This is a genomic window from Brevibacillus sp. AF8, assembly GCF_021270385.1.
GTDB lineage: Bacteria > Bacillota > Bacilli > Brevibacillales > Brevibacillaceae > Brevibacillus.
This window is the reverse complement of the sequence record NZ_JAGQDN010000013.1, coordinates 75,371-95,017: the sequence shown is the minus strand read 5'-3', so window position 1 is coordinate 95,017 and position 19,647 is coordinate 75,371. Positions and strand designations below refer to the sequence as shown.

General features: G+C 51.6%; 11 protein-coding genes. 3 read left to right on the top strand and 8 right to left on the bottom strand.

The features are described 5' to 3' along the window. Positions 1 to 210: 210 nt before the first annotated feature. From KB186_RS17455 to KB186_RS17445, 3 genes are read left to right on the top strand one after another with little or no spacing between them, the layout of a single operon-like run. On the top strand, positions 211 to 720 hold the full coding sequence (locus KB186_RS17455; protein ID WP_232774066.1) for a MerR family transcriptional regulator: 510 nt from the start codon (positions 211 to 213) through the stop codon (positions 718 to 720). After that, positions 713 to 1,153 (top strand): SRPBCC family protein, encoded by a 441-nt coding sequence (locus KB186_RS17450; RefSeq protein WP_232774065.1) that lies wholly within the window; start codon positions 713 to 715, stop codon positions 1,151 to 1,153. Before KB186_RS17455 ends, KB186_RS17450 begins: the two co-directional genes overlap by 8 nt. Then, positions 1,150 to 2,697, top strand: a complete 1,548-nt coding sequence (locus KB186_RS17445) for an MFS transporter (RefSeq protein WP_232774064.1) — start codon at positions 1,150 to 1,152, stop codon at positions 2,695 to 2,697. Before KB186_RS17450 ends, KB186_RS17445 begins: the two co-directional genes overlap by 4 nt. Before the next feature lie 259 nt (positions 2,698 to 2,956). Here KB186_RS17445 and KB186_RS17440 read toward each other — a convergent pair whose 3' ends face one another. From KB186_RS17440 to KB186_RS17405, 8 genes are all read right to left on the bottom strand, one after another. Beyond that, on the bottom strand, positions 2,957 to 3,859 hold the full coding sequence (locus KB186_RS17440; RefSeq protein WP_232774063.1) for an Ig-like domain-containing domain: 903 nt from the start codon (positions 3,857 to 3,859) through the stop codon (positions 2,957 to 2,959). Positions 3,860 to 4,104: 245 nt separating this feature from the next. After that, complete coding sequence (locus tag KB186_RS17435) at positions 4,105 to 4,623, bottom strand: ribonuclease FAU-1 family protein (protein WP_232774062.1); 519 nt, start codon at positions 4,621 to 4,623, stop codon at positions 4,105 to 4,107. Between the two features lie 118 nt (positions 4,624 to 4,741). Next, entirely contained in the window at positions 4,742 to 6,163 is a 1,422-nt protein-coding gene (bcaP, locus tag KB186_RS17430; protein ID WP_304502571.1) for a branched-chain amino acid transporter BcaP, read from the bottom strand. A 116-nt stretch (positions 6,164 to 6,279) separates the two neighbouring features. Beyond that, positions 6,280 to 6,747: a DinB family protein gene (locus KB186_RS17425; RefSeq protein WP_221867823.1), complete on the bottom strand. Its 468-nt coding sequence runs from the start codon at positions 6,745 to 6,747 to the stop codon at positions 6,280 to 6,282. A gap of 562 nt (positions 6,748 to 7,309) precedes the next feature. Continuing rightward, positions 7,310 to 11,137, bottom strand: a complete 3,828-nt coding sequence (addA, locus tag KB186_RS17420) for a helicase-exonuclease AddAB subunit AddA (RefSeq protein WP_232774061.1) — start codon at positions 11,135 to 11,137, stop codon at positions 7,310 to 7,312. Beyond that, positions 11,106 to 14,603, bottom strand: a complete 3,498-nt coding sequence (addB, locus tag KB186_RS17415) for a helicase-exonuclease AddAB subunit AddB (protein WP_173609915.1) — start codon at positions 14,601 to 14,603, stop codon at positions 11,106 to 11,108. The genes addA and addB overlap by 32 nt, the downstream gene beginning before the upstream one ends. A gap of 15 nt (positions 14,604 to 14,618) precedes the next feature. Continuing rightward, the gene (locus KB186_RS17410; RefSeq protein WP_232774060.1) at positions 14,619 to 18,269 is read right to left on the bottom strand and encodes an AAA family ATPase; all 3,651 of its coding nucleotides are present in this window, start codon (positions 18,267 to 18,269) and stop codon (positions 14,619 to 14,621) included. Beyond that, positions 18,266 to 19,507, bottom strand: a complete 1,242-nt coding sequence (locus KB186_RS17405) for an exonuclease SbcCD subunit D (RefSeq protein WP_173609913.1) — start codon at positions 19,505 to 19,507, stop codon at positions 18,266 to 18,268. Before KB186_RS17405 ends, KB186_RS17410 begins: the two co-directional genes overlap by 4 nt. Positions 19,508 to 19,647: the final 140 nt, after the last annotated feature.

The following is a 19,647-nucleotide window of genomic DNA, read 5'->3' as shown; positions in this document are numbered from 1 at the left end:
GTATCCATTGTAAACAAAAAAGCAGGAAGAAGGGGCTTCGAAATGTTTCGAGAAAATAAAGTTTTAAATTCTTAGGGTTATGAAACGCTAACGGGCAAGCTCATTTTCGGTATTGGGAAAAACTTCAAAAGCCTCCTTGACCATTACGTAACGTAACGGTTTATAGTGAAGTTACCGATGAAACGCTAGCGATCAAGAAAGGGGCTGATCATGAAACAACATTGGAAAGTCGGAGAACTTGCGAAAATGGCGGGAATTACGATACGAACTTTACGTTTTTACGATCAGATAGGCTTGTTTTCTCCATCCGGCTATTCGCCATCCGGATACAGACTCTACACCGAAAAGGACATTTCACGCCTACAGCAAATTTTGTCCTTAAAGGAGTTGGGACTATCGCTGGAGCAGATTAAAGCCGTTATGGCCGGAGACCAGCTCAGCCTGTCAGACATTGTTACCATCCAAATAGACAGCCTGAAAGAAAGTATCCGCATGCAGCAGAAACTCTTGCATGAGCTTGAGAATGTTTCGAGTCGGATGCAAAGGAACGAACCGTTTACTGTTGAGCATTTCATGAACATCATACGAACGATGAGAATGAAGCATGAGAAATTTTTCGCCGAGAGAAAATCGAGTATGGATCGCCATCTCGACCGACTTGGTGAATATTTAGATGAGCATCCGGAAGAACCCGGACCAGGAGGTTTCGACTATGAGTGATAGATCTGCCAAACATTCCACATTTGTCATCGAAAAGAACTATAAGCATTCCCCAGCTCGTGTATTCGCTGCATGGGCGGGTCAAGCAGCCAAAGCTAGTTGGTTTCCTAAAGCCGACGAGTTCGACTTCCGCGTCGGCGGCCGCGAATTCAATCGCGGTGGTCCACCAGAGGGACCCGTTTACACATTCGATGCCTGCTATCAGGAAATCGTTCAGAATAGACGCATTGTATACTCATACACGCTGGACATGGAAGACAAGCGGATGTCTGTCTCTGTAACGACGGTGGAATTCGATTCCGTGGACGGCGGCACACGCTTGATCTATACCGAGCAGGGCGTTTTTCTGGACGGTCTCGATACGCCTGAACAGCGTGAGCACGGAACAAACGTGATGTTGGACCGGCTCGGAGAGGTTCTGGACGCCCAATGAAAGATGCTGCGCTTGAATCGAATACCGGGGCCAGTTTGAACGAATGGATTGGACTTGCCGTGCTTTCATTGCCTGCACTGCTTGTTTCGATAGACTTGTCCGTAATGATTCTCGCACTTCCTCACATAAGCGTCTCTATCGGCGCTGACAGTACAGAGCAGCTCTGGATCATGGACATATACGGCTTCATGCTCTCGGGATTTCTGATCACGATGGGCTCGCTCGGAGATCGGTTCGGCCGCCGTAAGCTGCTGATGTTCGGCGCAGCGGCATTCGGTTCGGCTTCGCTGTTGGCCGCTTACTCCAGCACCTCTGGAATGCTGATTGCAGCACGGGCGTTGCTCGGCATAGCCGGGGCGACGGTAGCGCCTTCTTCCCTGGCATTGATCAGCAATATGTTCCGTGATCATAAGCAGCGCTCCCTCGCTATAGGCATATGGTTCATGTGCTCCATGGGAGGCATGGCGCTTGGCCCAGTAGTCGGCGGGATGATGCTGGAGCATTTTTCATGGGGTTCGATCTTTCTACTCGGCGTTCCCGTCATGGCGCTGCTGTTGCTGACTGCGTCCCATCTTCTGCCCGAATATCGGGATCCCGCACCTGGTCATTTGGATTTGACTAGCGTCGTGTTGTCGATGTGCACCATTCTACCGGCCATATACGGCCTAAAGGAAATGGCTAAGGAAGGTCTACAGACTCTGCCTCTCATTGCCATTGCGGCTGGATTTGTTTTTGGGGCGTTATTCGTAAGACGGCAGCAACGGTTGGACAGTCCGCTAATAGACTTGCGCCTATTTGCAAACCCCGCTTTCAGCACAGCACTGGGCGGCTTGTTCGGTATCACTTTGACAGGCGCTTCCATGCTCTTTATCGCACAGCATCTTCAGTTCGTGGAAGGACTATCACCTCTTGCGGCAGCGATGTGCATGCTCCCGGGAGTGGTTGCGTCGATGGCAGGCATGTTGTTGTCGCCGATCATCGCTCGGCGGGCCCGACCGTCGCACCTTATCGGGGCTGGCCTTGCCGTCTCGGCGACTGGTTGTATCCTACTCTCCCAGGTAGAGGCGGGGGCCGGACTCTCTACCCTGATCGTCGGTTATATCTTTTTTAATGTGGGAGTGGCCCCGTTTGCGAGCTTGTCCAGCGATCTAATTATCGGGTCGGCACCGCCAGAAAAAGCGGGGTCGGCAGCGTCCTTGCTGCAGACGAGCGGTGAATTCGCATTTGCACTGGGTATCGCTGTATTAGGGAGCATCGGAACATACGTGTACCGCACTCAAATTGCCAGCTTCATACCAAGAGATGTTACGACGTTAACATCCGCAGCCTCCCGCGAAAGTCTTGCTGGGGCAGTCTCGGCGGCCAAAGCTTTACCCGAACCTATTGCTTCAACACTTCTTCATGGCGCCCAGATAGCATTTACCGACGGCATGCATGCTGTTGTGGGCGTGAGCGGCGGGCTCATGATCGCTATCGCCATACTCACCGTGATCAAGCTTCGGCATATCCCCCCCATCGGGCAGAAAACGCCAGGTGAGATGTAATGATCCGTGGCAGTCTGGGACTTTATTTTCCCGTCCCAGACTGCCGCTGTCTCATGTATGCGAGACATCCTTTCAAACCTAGTCAAACATCCCTGTAACGATTGTAAACAAAGAAGTCGTAGGAGGGATTCAGGAATGAATGAAAAAAGGGCCGTCTCTGGAATAGAGACAACCCTTCTATCTTTAACATTTCACCCTATACACTTGTTGCCCTTTCCAGTAACAGTCGCAACAGAGGTGTCAGAAGAAGATGCTTTTTCTACTCAACCTCTGTTGAAAGGTCACCAAATTCTAGATCATCCCATCCACCAGATGGGGTGCCTGTTGAAAACACGGAAAAATATTTATAGCTTTCATTCCCTGATGTATCCTTTACTGCTCCTTGGGCTACATCTATGTAGTACTCTACATTATTTTTTAAAGGCGCTTTCGGTTGGATCGTTACAGTGTCATTACTGACAGTAAAAGTTGCAGGAACCTTCGCACCATTGTCATTCATTAATAGGAATTTCTTTGTTCCACTTATCACTTTGCGATCATACTTAATTGTAATAACCGCATCTACATCCACTTTTGTTTCCTCTCCATACGGCTTTACATCGATTACTATAGGCGCTTCGTTGTTGCTGGTCACAAACTGTAATAAATACTTATCGATCGATTTAGTAGAATCAATGGTGCTTACAATTGCTCCTTTGTCAATCTCGATCGCATATTTCGTATTGGATTCCAAAGTCTTGTCAGGACGAATATAGAGTGTGTTATTTCTAATCTCCAATTTTCCGCTGACTGGTGATTTTCCTTCAACCTTATAGAGCGATACTACTGTTGACGGATCATTGTCAAAAGTAATTGGCACCGGGAATGTTAGCGCAGGTCGAATGTTTGTAGGAACATCTGTCTGCGCAATAATAGGATTAGAAACTGATACGAACACATCCCCAGGCTTTGGATAACTGATTAGGTCGTCGGAAATATACGTGCTATCAAGTTGGTATTCACTTTTGAATTTCGCGTCAATTTCCTCTAGCTGCTCATCATCAAGGAACTGATTCGGTACACCAAGCGCTTCTTTCTCCGATTTTGCTGATACGTTGTTGCTGTTTAGGGTTAGACTGAACATGAGTGTTACTGCGAGTAAGGCTTGAAATAAACTCTTCATACTTCTCCTCCAAAATAGTTTGTGTGTTCATAAAAATCGTATTTGATTTTTAAGGCGTAACATACAGTTTTTTACACGAAATAAAAATACAGTTATTTTGGACTAGGAACTCTTTCATCCATCGTGACCTTCCTAAATTAGAAAACTCGGAGCAAACTCCGGGCCTCCTCCGTCTCCACTCCAAAAAGCGGTACGTCTACCAAAAAAAGAACGAAAGCAACAACCGCCTTCGTTCTTTCATACGTTTATACAAAAAAATTCGGAAAATCAAAGTCATCCCGTTTGCCCGCCAAAATATTTCGTAATAAAAGATCAGCGGTCTCGGAGGCAAACTGGTGATCCTTGCTCGTGATAACGCCTTTTTTCAATGCCTCATCGAGCTCATCCTGATCAAGCAAGTATATTTCTCCTGTCGGCAATACCACGATGTCGAGGTACAGATCGTCATACCAGATATGTCCGTTCTCATCCTTGCCATGTCCCCGGCAAATATCAATATACCATTGCACGGTATTCCCTAACTCATCCATCATTTTCGTAACGGCATAAGCTTGACCATGTGGAAAATACTGCAAATACACATATCCTCGATCGCCCACACATAACGTTTGATCCCCGACATGCATGTAGGCAGGCTCACTTACTTCATCCAGAGTCAGGCGGACAGCGTATCCAGAGAAAGATAAAGATTCTACCCATTTTTGCTGGTAGCCCAATCGTTTCACACGTCTCCAACCAGGTCGATCTGCTCTTTTTCGCTTCATAGCCTGCCCTCCCTCGTCATTTTGGTTGTTTTTACTCTACCATGAATGGGATCGCTTTGTCAGATAGCAAACAAAGACATGCTCACGTAGAACATGCCTAAACGGATGAACCTGCCTTTTATGTTTGGGAGGAGTCGTCTTTTGTTGCCAATCGACTGTGTTTTCGCCCATATAGAAAATAGACGATCGCCCCTACCGACAGCCAACCGAGAAAACCGATCTTTGTCAGCGTAGGCAGGTTGAAAACGAGATATCCGCAAAAAAGAACCGAGAGCAAGGGAACAAGCGGAACAAATGGGACCCGAAACGCGCGTGGTAATTGGGGATGAGTGCGACGTAGTACAACCAGTCCAACCGAGACCAAAATAAAGGCAAACAGCGTGCCGATGTTAGTAAGCTGAGCCAAGCTGGAGAGGGGCAATAATCCGCCGAAGGTTGCTACTAATGCAGCCACGACTAGCGTGCTCTTTTGTGGTACCTGTGTGCGGGGATGTACGTGCGAGAAGACCTCAGGAAGCAAGCCATCTCGGCTCATCGCAAAAAACATCCGGGCTTGTCCATACATCATGACTAACAAAACAGTCGTGATGCCGACGATGGCTCCCAACGAAATGAAGCCTGCTATCCAGTCCTGGTTGACATAGTTGAGGGCAAACGCGACAGGATTTTTGACATTTAACAAATGGTACGGAACAATCCCTGTCAATGTCAGTGAGACAGCAATGTACAAAATTGTGCACACGAGTAAGGACGAGATGATCCCGATTGGCATGTCGCGCTGGGGATTGCGCACTTCTTCGGCCGCAGAAGACACCGCATCAAATCCGATAAAAGCAAAAAACACCGTTGCGGCACCAGTTGCTACTCCTGCAAAACCAAACGGCATGAATGGACTCCAGTTTTCCGGCTTGACATACATGACCCCAACGACGAGGAACAGGACAACTACCGCTACTTTTACTAACACCATGATGGTATTCAAACTCGCTGACTCTTTCGTCCCTTTCATCAATAAAGCTGTAATGATGACAATGATGAGGACTGCAGGTAAATCAATGATTGTTCCTTTCGATACATCAAAGGCACTTGTGAGCGCATGCGGCAGGTGAATATTAAACCCGGCTAGCAATCCCTGGGCATACCCCGACCATCCACTTGCCACCGCAGCACAAGCCACTCCGTATTCGAGAATCAAATCCCACCCGATCATCCAGGCGACAAATTCGCCAAATGCCGCATAGCTGTATGTATAAGCGCTTCCCGACACGGGAACAGTCGAAGCAAATTCTGCATAGCAGAGCGCGGCAAACACACAGGCAAGTGCCGCAATAACAAAAGACAAAACAAGTGCAGGTCCAGCGTGCAAGGCAGCGGCAACGCCCGTTAACACAAAAATCCCTGTTCCCAAGATCGCGCCGATGCCCAGCATTGTCAGGTCAAAAGCACCTAATGATTTTTTGAGGGAGCTTTCATTTTTATCCACCTGCTCCAGCATTTGCGCAACTGACTTTTTCCTCAGCAATTGATTTTTCCATGACATCATGTGCGACCTCCCAAGCGGGTCATTCACTTCCAACCGTGATAGAAAACAGTTGGAGTATGATCCGTTTGGAGGAAAGTTATGCACATGTGCAGCTAGGATCGCGTTTGTCAGGGCTAGCTACCCGTTAATCCGCGCCCAATGACATTGGCGGAAACGGGAGTAATCCCGAGCTCTCTTGCCCAAATGGACAACTGCCCCATGTGATGAATCTCGTGGGCGATGACATGACGAAGCAGCTCGCCCTTCGTGTGAATCTCATTGTCCCACTCCACCTTTACAGGCTCGTTCTCCCTCTCGTCTGACCACTTCTCGATGAAATCACGCAATTCTACGCGCCAGGCATCTGATAGCTCTTTTACTTTTTCCAGCGTCTTGTACGCTTCGAATGTCACCTGAACATCCGGCCTTCCTTGCACGCCCCGAAGCCAGCTATACTCGACGTCAGCAATATGAAACAAGGTGTACAAAATCGTGCCAGCTCCACCTGTACGCTTGCGTAGCAATTCTTCTGGTGGAAGCTGCTTGCACCATTCCATCCATTCGTCCCGTACCTGCCAGTTATACTGGAAAAACATCTTCATCGAGTTCACCCTTTGTTTGATGATTATGTAGATTAGGAAAATTTCAACTGATTATAGCACGTATGTTCTCGTTTGGTAAAACCATTGGTGGTCTTCTAACCGTAGTGGTCGGGTGAAGCCCTGTCACATGTTTTCCAGTCGTCTGTATCCTCTCTTCGTTCGGGCGGTCTCCTTCCAAACATGTGACAGGGCTTTCGTATGGCTGTGATCCCTTACCGCTTTAGATCATAATGGAAGGCCAGTTCAAAGTAGCTTCCTTGAACCTACTTTCAAGTAGTTAACCAAAAGCTGCGCAGGAAGAAGCGCATTTCCAGTCCAAGCGCCTCTGGAGCCCATCCTAGCTGCGAAATGAATGGCGGGGAATTTCAGCTTCACCTATGAAATTCTTCATCGAAACTTCTACGTTTGAAGCGCTCCCGCCATTCATTTCGCAGCGGACAGTCATTCCCTCCTTGCGGGGCGTAGGCCGAAGCGTAGACTGGAAATGCGCTTCTTCCCCCACCACAGCAGCTCTAATAAACAAAAAGACCGCCAGAGCTATTAACCCTGACGGTCCAACATACTAATCTATGCTTTCATCCGAAAACGATAGTGAGAATCCACCTGAAAGCAAATAAAGATAACTAGACACGTTCCCTTTTGGCTTGAGAATCTGCTTGATCGCTCGGACGTATAGCCTGATCTGGCCTTCGTATCTTCGCTTCATCTCTTCAATGGCTTCGGCAGTCGCCTCTTTTGCCATCCAATCTGTCTTGAAGTCGATCAGGACGAGGCTTCCATCCTGCTCCTCCAACAGGCAATCAATGACCCCTTGCACGACAACCTTCTCGTCGCTCTCTTCACCCAGCTCCGCTTCTACCTCATAAGCAGGCAGCACAAGGGTAAATGGCAACTCACGATGCACGACCGCCGCAGCCTTCATTCGCTGCCCTAAAGGATCAGCGAAGAATCGGGCAATCTGGGAAACATCTACTGCTTGTACCTGCTCGTCAGTCAAAAAGCGGCGTGCCGCTAGTTCCATCACCTGCTCCCGAATATCCGCTTCATCCAGCGGACGCTTTAAATCGAGATGCTGGAACACTAAGTGAGTGATTGTCCCTTTTTCTGCTGCTGTCAGCCGATTGGATTTTTGCTCAGATAAAAACTTTGGCTTTTCCGTAATGGACGGCAGAGTGAGTGGCTGTCCGCCTTTGCTGACTTTGGCATGTCGCTTGAGTTCGCTGACACTCCATTTCGCAGCTACGCGTGGCGCGATTGGATGCGGGTCCTGCCATCCTAATCTCTTGTCGACAATCTTACGTAACGTGTCATCAGACGGTCGTTCCGCGATCGCCTCTCGTCTGGTCATGCGCTCCCACAGAGATACCTCGTCGTTGGTTGACTCTCCTTGGGCACGGAGCTCATCTGCCTGATAGAAGTGAAACGACCAAACCGAATCATCCGGCACACTTCTGACTCTCACGACTTCTCCTGAGCCTTGTTGCTCTGGGTATCCCCGCAGCAATCCTGCCCCAGGATGTCGCAGCATCGCACGCCCCACCCAGTCCAGGTATCCCTTTGCCTGAATCAAGTCTTCGTCACTGAGCCGCTCGCTGTCATCCTGTCTGCCCCAATCTGTCACACTTTTTGCGAGATCCTTGGATGAACCGACAAGAATGAGCTTCTCGCGTGCACGCGTCAAAGCCACATAAAGCACACGCATTTCCTCTGCCAGCATATCCCGACGCAGCTTTTGCCGGATGCCCAGCGCAGCCAGACTCGGATAGCGCAATTGCATGGAGGGCTCAACAGCCATCGGGCCAAAGCCCAGATCTTTATGCAGCAAAAACTGGCTTTTCAAATCCATCGTATTAAACTGCTTGCCCATGCCCGCCACAAATACAACCGGGAACTCCAGCCCTTTACTTTTGTGGATCGTCATGATGCGTACGACATCCTCGTTTTCCCCGATGGTTCTGGCTTCGCCCATATCATTGCCCGCTTCTTGCAGGCGGTCGACAAAGCGCAAAAAGCGGAACAAGCCACGATAGGAGCCTGCTTCGTATTGTCTCGCACGATCATAGAGCGCACGCAAGTTGGCCTGTCGCTGCTGGCCGTTTTCCAGAGCCGCCACATAATCGAGATAACCTGTTTCCCTGTACAGCATCGTCAACAGCTCCGATAAAGCACCTCTGCGAGCCTCTGTCCGCCAAAGATCTAATCGGCCAAAAAACTGTCTGAGCCTTTTCTCCCACGGCTCTTGAGCTGGGCGTTCCTCTGCATATTGAAGAACAGCTTGGTGAAACGGCCCTGTCGCGTAGTGAATGCGGATTTGAGCAAGTTGCTCCTCCCGCAAGCCGACGATAGGAGATCGCAATACGGCTGCCAATGGAATGTCTTGAAGCGGATTGTCAATGACACGCAGCAAAGAGAGCATCGTTTCTACCTCTGTCGCCGCGAAATAACCCGCAGTCTGCTCCGCATACACAGGAATTCCTGCCGCGTGCAGCTCCTCTTGCATCGTCTGCCCCCAGCCTGAGGTCGCACGAAGCAAAATAACGATATCGCGATAGGCGAGCGGGCGCATTCCCCCAGCCTTTTTATCGAAAACGAGCAGTGGCTCTTCTCCCTCGCCCGGCTCCATCCAGCGGCGAATACGGCTGGCGATTAGTCGAGCTTCCAGCTGCGCTACGCTCGCTTCCTCTGCCGACTCTCCCTCGGGAATACCTGCTTCGCCCTCATCTGTCCCCTCTGCAACTACCGCCTGACCTTCTTCTGCTATCGCTGTATTCCGATCGATCAGATGCATCTCTGCCTGCAAACGGTTAGGCTGTGCTTCAGGATAAGATGCACGATTGATCAGCTCCGCCGAAGGATCATAGCCAATCTCACCTACCCCGTGAGACATGATCTGGCGAAACAAAAAGTTAACGGCATCTACAACTTCCCTTCTACTGCGGAAGTTCGCCGCCAGATCGATACGCCGACCGATGCAAGCTTCGTCGGTGTCACCATCTTTTTGATAGGTCACATATTTTTCGAGAAACAGCTTCGGCTCTGCCAAGCGGAACCGATAAATACTCTGCTTCACATCCCCTACCATGAAGCGATTCGCTGGCTGAACATTCGCTCCGTCTCGGGAAACCATTTGCAAGATTGTCTCTTGCACGAGGTTGATATCCTGGTATTCGTCTACGAGTACTTCAGCGAACTGTTCGCGCAATTGAGTGGAGATTGACGAAGGAACAGTCTCCCCGGACTCATTCGTTTCGGTTAGAATGCGCAGAGCCAGATGCTCCAAGTCGCCAAAGTCGACCAACCCACGCGAGCGCTTTTCCAATTGAAAAGCATCCGAAAATGCTGTCACCAGCCTGGCCAATGTCTGCATGTGAGGAGCAATCCGCTGCAAATCCGCGACGTACTGCTCGGCTGTCGTAGAAAAGTATTGCTCGATTTGTTCGGCCAGTTCCTTCTTCACACTGTTTCGCAGGTCTTGTACCTGTTCTTTCAAAAGCGGATCTATCCCTTTCACTGGAGGCAGCTTGGCAAATACAACTCCTCGAACAGCTTCGACGGTAGCTTCCCAGCCATCTCTGCAAGCCGCTCCTGCACGTTGCAGGGCAGCCGCTTCCGCCTCAAGCAAAGGCAAATAGCCAGCAGGCCCTTCCGGTGAGCCGGCCAGAAGAACTGCCCTGCGCATCTTGGCGGTCATTCCACCGAGTGCCAGCTCCACAGAACGCAGCACGCTTCTGGTCCACTCCAGCCCGTCCAGACCGTTTTTATCGTGAACCGCAAACATTCCAGCCGCTTCCCCGAGCCATTGTTCTGGTGCCGGATGACTTCGCGAAAACTCATACAGCCTGAGTAGTAGTATGGTGAGGGCATGATCGTCCTGACCATCCAGCATCACATCAGCTAATGCATGAAAGTCCGCGTCATTTTCGTACCAGCTCTCCAGCTGTTCCTCCAAGACATCCTGCCGCAAAAGCTCCCCTTCCATCTGATCAGCAATGCGAAAATCAGGATCGAGATCAATCAGATAGTAATACTGGCGCAAAATTCCCAAGCAAAACGAGTGAAGTGTCGTAATCGTCGCCCGCTGGAGCAGTGCCAGTTGTCGGCGCAGATGAGAGGAGTGCGGGTCATCTTTCAAGGCCTTTCGCAAGGCATCGCCAATCCGGTGTCGCATCTCTGCCGCAGCCGCATTGGTAAAGGTCACCACCAACAGCTGATCAACGCCAACCGGGTCCTTCTCGTCCATGATGCGTCGGATAATCCGCTCAACCAGGACTGAGGTTTTCCCGGAGCCTGCCGCAGCGGCCACCAGGAGATTGTTCCCGCGCTGGACAATCGCTTGCCATTGCTCGTCCGTCCATTGTTCAGGCTTGGCCTGCAACTGTTGATCCGCCATCGGTCATTCCTCCTTCTCCTGCCATCTGCTGCTCTGCCAGCATGCTCCATATTTGCTTGTTGTTCCACTTGGCAAGCTGTCGGTGCTCATTCCCGCCTGCATCTCCGTCGAACTTGCATACCGGCCTGTATGAACAGTAATCGCAAGCGGTCATCGTCCCGTTTGTGTACGGTTCGATTTGGATTTCCCCATTGGTCATACGCGTACTGATTTGCTTCACAGTATCGCGAACATAAGAAGTCAAGGCTTGGAACTGCTCGGCTGTTGCCACAGATGATCGCGACGAAAGCGTACCATCCTTTTTGATTTCAAATGGCACCAGCTCTGACGCCCCTTGCTCTACATAGCCATCCATCATTCTAGCCAGCTCTGGGTCTGCGAGCATCAAGCCTTTCATGCGCAAGCGCTTTGCCCGCTCCTTTGCCGCTTCGTCAGCCGTTAGCAAGCGTTTTGCCGTTACAAAAGGATCCGCTACCTGATAGTAGAAAACGCCTCCCATTTCGGCTTTTTTCCCCAGCCATTCCTCCGCATTTGCCACGACGACATCGAGATAGACGAGCAATTGCAAATTCAGGCCATTCCAAACGTCGGAGAGGGACAACTGCTTGGGACTGGACTTGTAGTCAATCACGCGCAAATACGGGACCTCACTATCCAGTGATTGGTCAACGCGGTCAATTCGTCCGATTAACTGAAGCTCCACGCCATTTTCAAGCGTTAAAGCCAATCCCGGCAAATCTGAATTCGGCCCAAAGGAAACCTCCAGTCCTACCGGGGCAAAACGGCTGCGCTTCGCATGCTCCCCAAGTACATAAATCGCGCGGCCAACTGCTCGCTTCAGCTTGCCGGACAAATAACGATACCGGGCTGTCCGCGTCAAAATGCTGCTGCGAGTCGCAGGAACCAGTTCTTCTACGACCACGTTTGCAAGCTGCATGCTATTGTCTTCCGTCAGCTTGCTCCACTCCAGATTGTCTTCGTTCATTTTTTCAACGGCTCGCTTGAGTGAAGCGTGGAACAGTTCTCCCACATCGAAACGCTCCAGCTTGTACATCGTTCTCTCCGCCAATCTGAGGCCGTGAGAAGAGAAATGCGAGAACGGACATGACTGGAACCGCTCCAGACGAGACACGCTCATTTTCAGTTGTTTGCCGTACAACGTCGTGCTCGTTTCCAAATCCAGCTCCTGCGGCCGATTGAAGTAACGCAAGCCGGACAACAGCCACTGCTCCCGTTTGACATCGGGAGAAGAGCGAATATACCAATCGTATACCTCCCACCAGAAGTCTGGCAGCTCACCTGTTTTCTTCATAGATCGTAATAGCGTCAAAAGATGGCGGAATACACGTCTCGGATGTCCGAGCAGGAATACGTCTGTCTCGTGCTGCCCCGTCGGTTCATTGTAGAACACCTGATGCGGGATATCCGGCAGTACTTCCCGAATGCGGGTAAACACTGAGGAAGGCAACAGGGCCTTGCCCTCTTCATCTGCCAACGCACAGCTCAGGATCAGCCTCTCCGACGGTCTCGTCATCGCCTGGTACAGCAGGTAAGGCTCTGCCATCAGCCGTTGCTTCGCACTCGGTGCCAGAGACATGCCCATTTCAGCCAGTCGCTCCCGTTCCGCCTCATCCAGAATTCCTTCTTCTTTTGGACGCAACGGAATAATGCCTTCGTTTACACCAAGCAAAAACAGAGCTTTGACATCCGGTTGACGGGAGCGCTCCATCGCCCCGATCAACACCTGATCCAACGCCGGGGGAACGAGTCCCAGTTCAATCGTCTCCAGACCGCTGTCGAGCACACGGGCAAATGTCGCCAGGTCCATGCTCTCGTCGCCCATGACCTCTACGACCTGATCCATCAGCTCGATCAATCCTGTCCATACTTGTCCGTGCACCTGTGCTGCATCGAGATCGCCGTCATTTTCTGCCTTTCGCTGCCAATGCTCCAGCTTGTTAGGCACATCCAGCGCGATCAGAAGGTTGTACAGGGAAAGGGTCATTTCCTGTACGTTTAGACCCGCTGCTTGCTTCATCTCTTTTTCAAAGGACAGGAGCGGCGCTGCGTATTTGCGTCTCAGCTCATCGATTTGCGCGTCTTCCTCGGCGCCTGCCTGCCCGCGGAAATGCCAGGCAGATTCTTCTGCCCATTGATAACCAAAGACACCATGAGCCAGCACGTAGTTTTCCAGTCGATCGATTTCCTTCCGGGCTGTATGCTCATCGGTGATATCCAAAAGGAGCAGGTCTGTTTTCAAGCAGCGGAAAACAGCGTCGTACCGCCACCTCGTAACAATGACCTCCAAAGCCGAGCGCACCAGCTCCACCAAGGGATGGTGCATGACGGAGCGCTTCTGGTCCAAGAAGTGCGGGATGCCGTATTCGGTAAATACAGCGGAAATCTCATCGGCGTACGTCCCGATTTCCCGAAGCAAAATCGCCATGTCCTTCCAGCGATATCCCTCTTCTCTCGACAGAGACAGGAGCCTCAACGCCACAGCCTCTACCTCTGCGCGCCTGTTCACCGCTGAGAGCATCGTCACTTCGTCCGCTCGTCCAGGCTGATCCGGTATTGGCGGGTCTCCCCATTGGAAATACACTTGTTCGACCTGACGCAACCACGGACTGCTCTTGAAGCGCTTTGCCTCGGTCAATAAAAGCGGCTTGGCGATTGATACACCCGATTCACGCGCCATCAGTGTCAGGGCTTGGTATGTTCGCAGTGTAGGGTGGAACAGCCCCAGCTCATCCACAGAAGCGTCACGTTCATTCGGGTCAAGCGTCAGCGCAATCGTCACCTGCTTGGCGTGCTGCATCAACTGATCGATCAAGCGCAGCTCTTGATTCGTAAATCCGGTAAATCCATCGATAAATATTTCAGCCTGCTTGATGTAGGTGGAATCACGCACCATCGTGGCCACTCGGTTCAGGATGTCGTCCGCATCACAATATCCCTCTGACAAGTAAGCCTCGTACGCATTCATAATCAAGCGGAGGTCATGTATTTTTTGATTGAGATTGGCTCCTCCCCATTCCAGATTCTCGGAATGGGTGAAGGATACCCCATACGATTTGCACTCACTAATCAAGCGACCGAGCTGAGCAGCAAACCCAGGCTGTGTCGCCGAGCGCCCGAATACGTTCAACTCTTCCTTATGCCGCTCCAAAAGCATGCGCAAAACCATATGCTTACCCAGATCGTCAACAGGCACGGTAGTCAGATCGCCCAGCTCCTGCATGAGCCTGTGAGCCAATCGACCGAAGCTGAGCACCTGCGTCCCCATCACACCGCCCAGCTCTGGCAGTGTAGCGAGCGCATACTCTTCCTGAAAGCTGGCCTGTTCCGGCACGAGCAGAATCATAGGAGAACCCAACGGCTTTTCCCGCAGCCGGGCTTGCATCTGCCGATGAATCGATTCTGTCTTCCCCGTTCCTGCCCGTCCCAGTATAAATTGGACTGCCATGATTTTTCCCCTTCCCTACTCCATTTCCAGATGCAGCATGCTTCCTTTTCCCATCGGTTCTGCAGGTGTCACGACCAGACGACGCGGCATGCGCACACGTATTTCCGGGACGTGGCTAATGACCCCAATGGTAAAATCGTCCATGCGCAGTCGCTCAAGCGCATCCATAACGACCTCCAAAAGCTCCGGATCAAGTGTCCCAAAGCCTTCGTCCAGGAAGAAAAACTCCAAGCGTCCGCCACGCATTTGAATCTCCATTGACAGGGCTAGAGCCAGCGACAAGGAGGTCAGGAATGTTTCCCCGCCAGACAATGTGCTTACTGGGCGGCGCATTCCTCCAGCTCCCTCATCCCGCAAAACAAATTCGCCCTCGTCCCCGATTTCCAGCCCGTAGCGGTTGGCGGTCATTCGCTTGAGGTGATAGGAAGCGTCTCTTGCGATTGATACCAGTTTTTCCTCCGCAATGAACTGGACAAACGCCTTGGCTTCGAACAATTTTTTCAACTCTTCCAAGCGGCTCTGCTCATCCTGCTGCTGTACCATCTCTTTATGGAGTTCTTGCCATTTGTCATGATTTTTTTCCATGCGATCCACATGCTCTTTGGCGACAGCGACTTGCTTTTGCGCCTCCTGGAAGGCTTGCTCCCATTGATCCCACGCCTCTTTTGCGGTGGTGAGTTCTTCTTGTGTAAACGAACGGCCTGCTATTGCTTGTTGAAGCCTTTCTTCCTCATAACGAAGCTGCCCAGCGACTCGCGTGTAAGCCTCGACTTGCTCCTGTGCCTGAGGCAATTGCTCGCGCTCTGCATACCGCTCTCGTACATAATCGACAGTACCGAGACCTGTTTCCTGTAAGCCCTGATACAATGTCTCATGAGCTTCCGTGCGTTGCCGTGTGAGGATCGCGAGCGTCTCCGAATACTTGACCAGATTGTTTTGCACCGTTTCCCGCGCTTCGGCAGTTTCTTTGCGCTTTGTCTCTGCCAGCGTAACTGCCTGACGTAAACGGAGTAGAGTATCCTCTACCTGCATCAGACACTCCTGCGCAGTAAGTCCACCCGTGCGTTCCAGCCATTGAGCATGCTTTTGTTCCCACATGCGCTTTCTATCTTCCAGCTTTTCCTTCAGCGCCGCTTCCCGTGATTTGCCCTCTACCTTGCGCGATTTGGCGGCTTCTACCTGCATCATCAGCTTCCCGCGCTGCGTTTCTTTCTCTGATCGCACCTGTTGGAGTTCCGCCAATCGGCGATCTGATTTTCCGATTTCCTCGTACCGCTGTTCGATTTCCTCGATGGGAAGTTCATTGCGCTTCGTGTCCAGCTCTTCTCTAGATTGCTTTTCTTGTGTGAAAGCAGCGTCCAGGCGAACTTTATTCTCATCGATTGCCTTCTGTGCCTGCTCGAGCAACAGCGCGCTCCGCTCCATCAAGCGTTTCTTTTCCGCCTCTTCCTCACGCAAGACCTCCAACTGCTGCTGCAATTGCTCACGCTCTGCTTTTAGCCGCTCTCTTTCCGCTTGCTTGGCAATCAGTTCCTTTTCCTCACGCTGATAGACGGCGAGAAGCTCTTCAAAAGAATCCACGATCCAAGGCTGTCCATACCCGTGGCACTCTGCCTTGATCGCGTCCAAGCGCGCTTCCAGCTGTTCCTGTTCAGCCTTTACACTTGCTAGGCGCTCATCAAAAGCAGCAAGCGCTCCCTTTGCTGCCAACCAAGCTTCCTTGGTCTTGCCTGCTTCTTGTTCAGCCGCACGCAAAGCCTCCTCTGACGCTTTGATTCGAGCACGCAGGGTATCACCCTCCGTTCCCGCTTCAGATGCTTTTGTATGCTTCTGGTGGCCGTGTGGATGGTGCTCGGAACCACATACCGGACACTCCTTTCCTTCCTCTAAACGTTCACGCAAAAATCGCGCCATATTTTCCTGCTGCCATCTTTCCCATTCCTGTCGCAGCTCATCTCGTTGGGTCAGTTGACTTTTCACAAGCGCTTCGCTTGCCTCTACTTCCCGAGTCAGCTCCTGATTCCGCTCATCCAACTGTTTGCGCTCCTGGATGATGTGCTGAGACTTTTCCTGCCATGATGAGAAAGCCTGCAATACTTCCCGCCACTGGCGACCTACCTGCTTCATGTCTGCCAGTACATTTCTTGCTTTCTCCCATTCCGCTTCGCTCATCAAAGCCGTGTCGGATGGTGCTGCCAGCTCTTCTCTTTTTTGTGCCAAGCGATTCGCACACGCTTCCCAGCTACGCTTGTGCTCATCAGCTGTATGGGCTGCCGCCTGAATCTGCTGCTGAGCTGCGAGTTGTTCTTTTTCCAGCTCACGTACCTTGGCATGGTCACGCTCCCACTGCTGCTTCGCTTCTCTGGCTGCCGCTATTTGTGCTCGCCATTCAGGAGAGATCGTGACCTGCTTCATCTGTTCTTGCAGGTCCGCCCACGCAAGCTCCCAGTTTTTTAAGTCGGCTTCATCCTTTTCCAGCTGTTGCTCTATGTTGGTCAAGGCAACTGACACTTCGTTCCATTCACGTTCCAGACCTGTCCACTCTTCCCGGATCGCCTTTAGCTCCTCTTCCCACTCCTGTGCCTGTACCAGCCTGCCCTTTTGCTGAATTAGTAACGGCTCTTGTACAGCCAACTCGGCATGGACCTTCTGATACGCTTGCTCTGCCTCATCTACGGCTAAACGAGCACTCTCCTGTTGTTCGCGGCTGCGTTCCAATGCCGCACCGGTCGCATGCCATTCCTGATCCAAGCGCTCATATTGCTGGAGTAATGGCCACAGCCGAATACTTGACTCCCACTCGCGAATCTTTGCCGTTAGAGCTGCTATTTCCGCTTCATTTGCTTCCTGCTGCTGTAGTTGCGCCTGGATATGCAATAGCTCCTGATGCCACTGGTTAAGCTGCTCCAGCTCCTTGAGCTTCCCTGCCAGCTCCTGTTTTTGCTGGGTGAATTCCTGCTCTTTTTGCGCAGCTTCCTCCCACGTTTGTCTCGCCAGCTCCAAGGCTTCCGGACCTGCGTCACCCAGAGCTGCACTTGCCAGTTGCAAGCGATGCATCTGTTCCTTGACCTGCTCCAACGCGTGCCGTACGCGCTCACTCAGCTTTTCCCCATAAATATGTAGGCGGAACATCCGTTGCAGCATTTCATTGCGTTCACTGCCCTTCAGCGTCAAAAAGCGAGAAAATTGACCCTGTGGCAAAACAACCGCCCGGGTAAAGTCCTGCAAAGTGAGACCAATCAGTGCCTCAATCGCGGCTGTCGCGGACGTGGCTTTAGACTCCAATACGACATCCGGCTCTCCGGTCAAGGCGCCCGACTGAATCAGCCTCACTTCCGGCTGTCGCTTGTTCCCCTTTTTATCCAAACCAAATTCCCGCTCCACCGTATATTGCTTGCGCTCATCGCCAGTCCCCAGCTCAAAGGTAAAGGAAACGAAAACGCGCTGCTCGAGCTGATTCAGCACTTCTTTTGGATGGTTTCCCCCGCCCAGCCGGACGACCTGCCCGTACAACGCGAGCGTGATCGCGTCCAAAATCGTCGATTTCCCGCTTCCAGTCGGGCCAAATATCCCAAACAGTCCCGCCTGACATAGCATTTCGAAATCGACCTCTTGCATTTCTCGGTAGCTGTGCATCCCTGCCAGCTTCAATCGTATCGGTCTCACTCTTCTTCCCCCTCTCCTCCGGTTTCTGCCAATAGACGCTGGAACAAGGCCACGAGCTGCTCATCCGGCTCTGCTCCCCTCTTTCGTTCATAGAAGCGTTTGAACAATTGATCGGAGGTCAGCTCTGTCAACTCGACACGCTGTTCCTCTTCTTCCTCACGCTCTTCTCTCACGACAACACGCTGTATTTTCAAGAAATCATCCGAAAGCTTGCGGACACGCTGAAATTCTGCCGGGTCGATCACACCAGACACATGCAGCTCCAAGTCAATCCACGCCCCTGCATCGCGTCCCTCTTCCAACCAGCGCTCGACTTGCTCGATTCCCTCTGTCGCCTTCCAACGTGCCAATGGCCGTGCACTCGTCAAATAAATAATCTCCTCACGAACTTCTTGTCCCGGCTCCACCTCGACCAGTACGACTGCCTTGCTCTGACCTGCTTCAGAAAAGCTGTACGAAATCGGTGAGCCGCTGTAACGCACCAACGGCTTGTCACTGAGCTTTTGCAGTCGATGGAGATGGCCGAGCGCCACATAATCAGCGTTCTTCGGAAAAGCCTGCGGCGATACCGTCAACGCTCCCCCAATTTGAATCGGTCGCTCGGAATCTGTTTCCTTACCGCCCATGACAAACAAGTGACTCGTGACCAGGTTGACCGTATCCTCGCGAAAATGAACAGACAGATCAGCAAGCAATTGCGCAATACGCTCGGAAAAAGCAAGCTGCATCTGCTCTTGGGTAAAGCTTTCGCTCAACAGCTCCTTTAATCGCGATTCAGAAGGATAGGGCAATGCCAAAATGACCGCATTCGCGGCGCAGCCAGGAATCTTCATTTCCAGCCAAGAAGGGCCTCCCTGCACAATTTGCACGCGATCAGGCGAGGCTTCCTGTGTCAGCAATGGCGCTTCCTTCGGCAACCCCAACAAAACGATCCCGTGCTTTGTGGCAAGCGGAGCTGCTGCCCGCACCCGCTCAGGCTGGTCATGGTTCCCCGCGATCACGACAACACCTCGCCTGCCTTCCGAAGACAAGCGCTCCAATGCATCATAAAAAAGCTCTTCCGCCCAAGCAGGCGGATTGACAGAGTCGTACACATCCCCAGCAATGAGCACCAGGTCCACTTCCCGCTCATCAGCTATGTGACAGAGCTCGTCCACAAATGCCACTTGCTCAATGCGGCGGTCCCGCCCTTCCAGTTGCCGCCCGAAATGCCAATCGGCTGTATGTAAAATCCGCATAGCTACTATCACTCTCCACGATCATGTGTTTGCTTTTCATTGTAACAAAAGACAGCGCTGTTCGCGGTTGAAATTTACTCCACTTTTCCGTAACTTTTGCTCCTGACTGCTCGTCTTCCAACTGAAAGGATCGTGCTTAA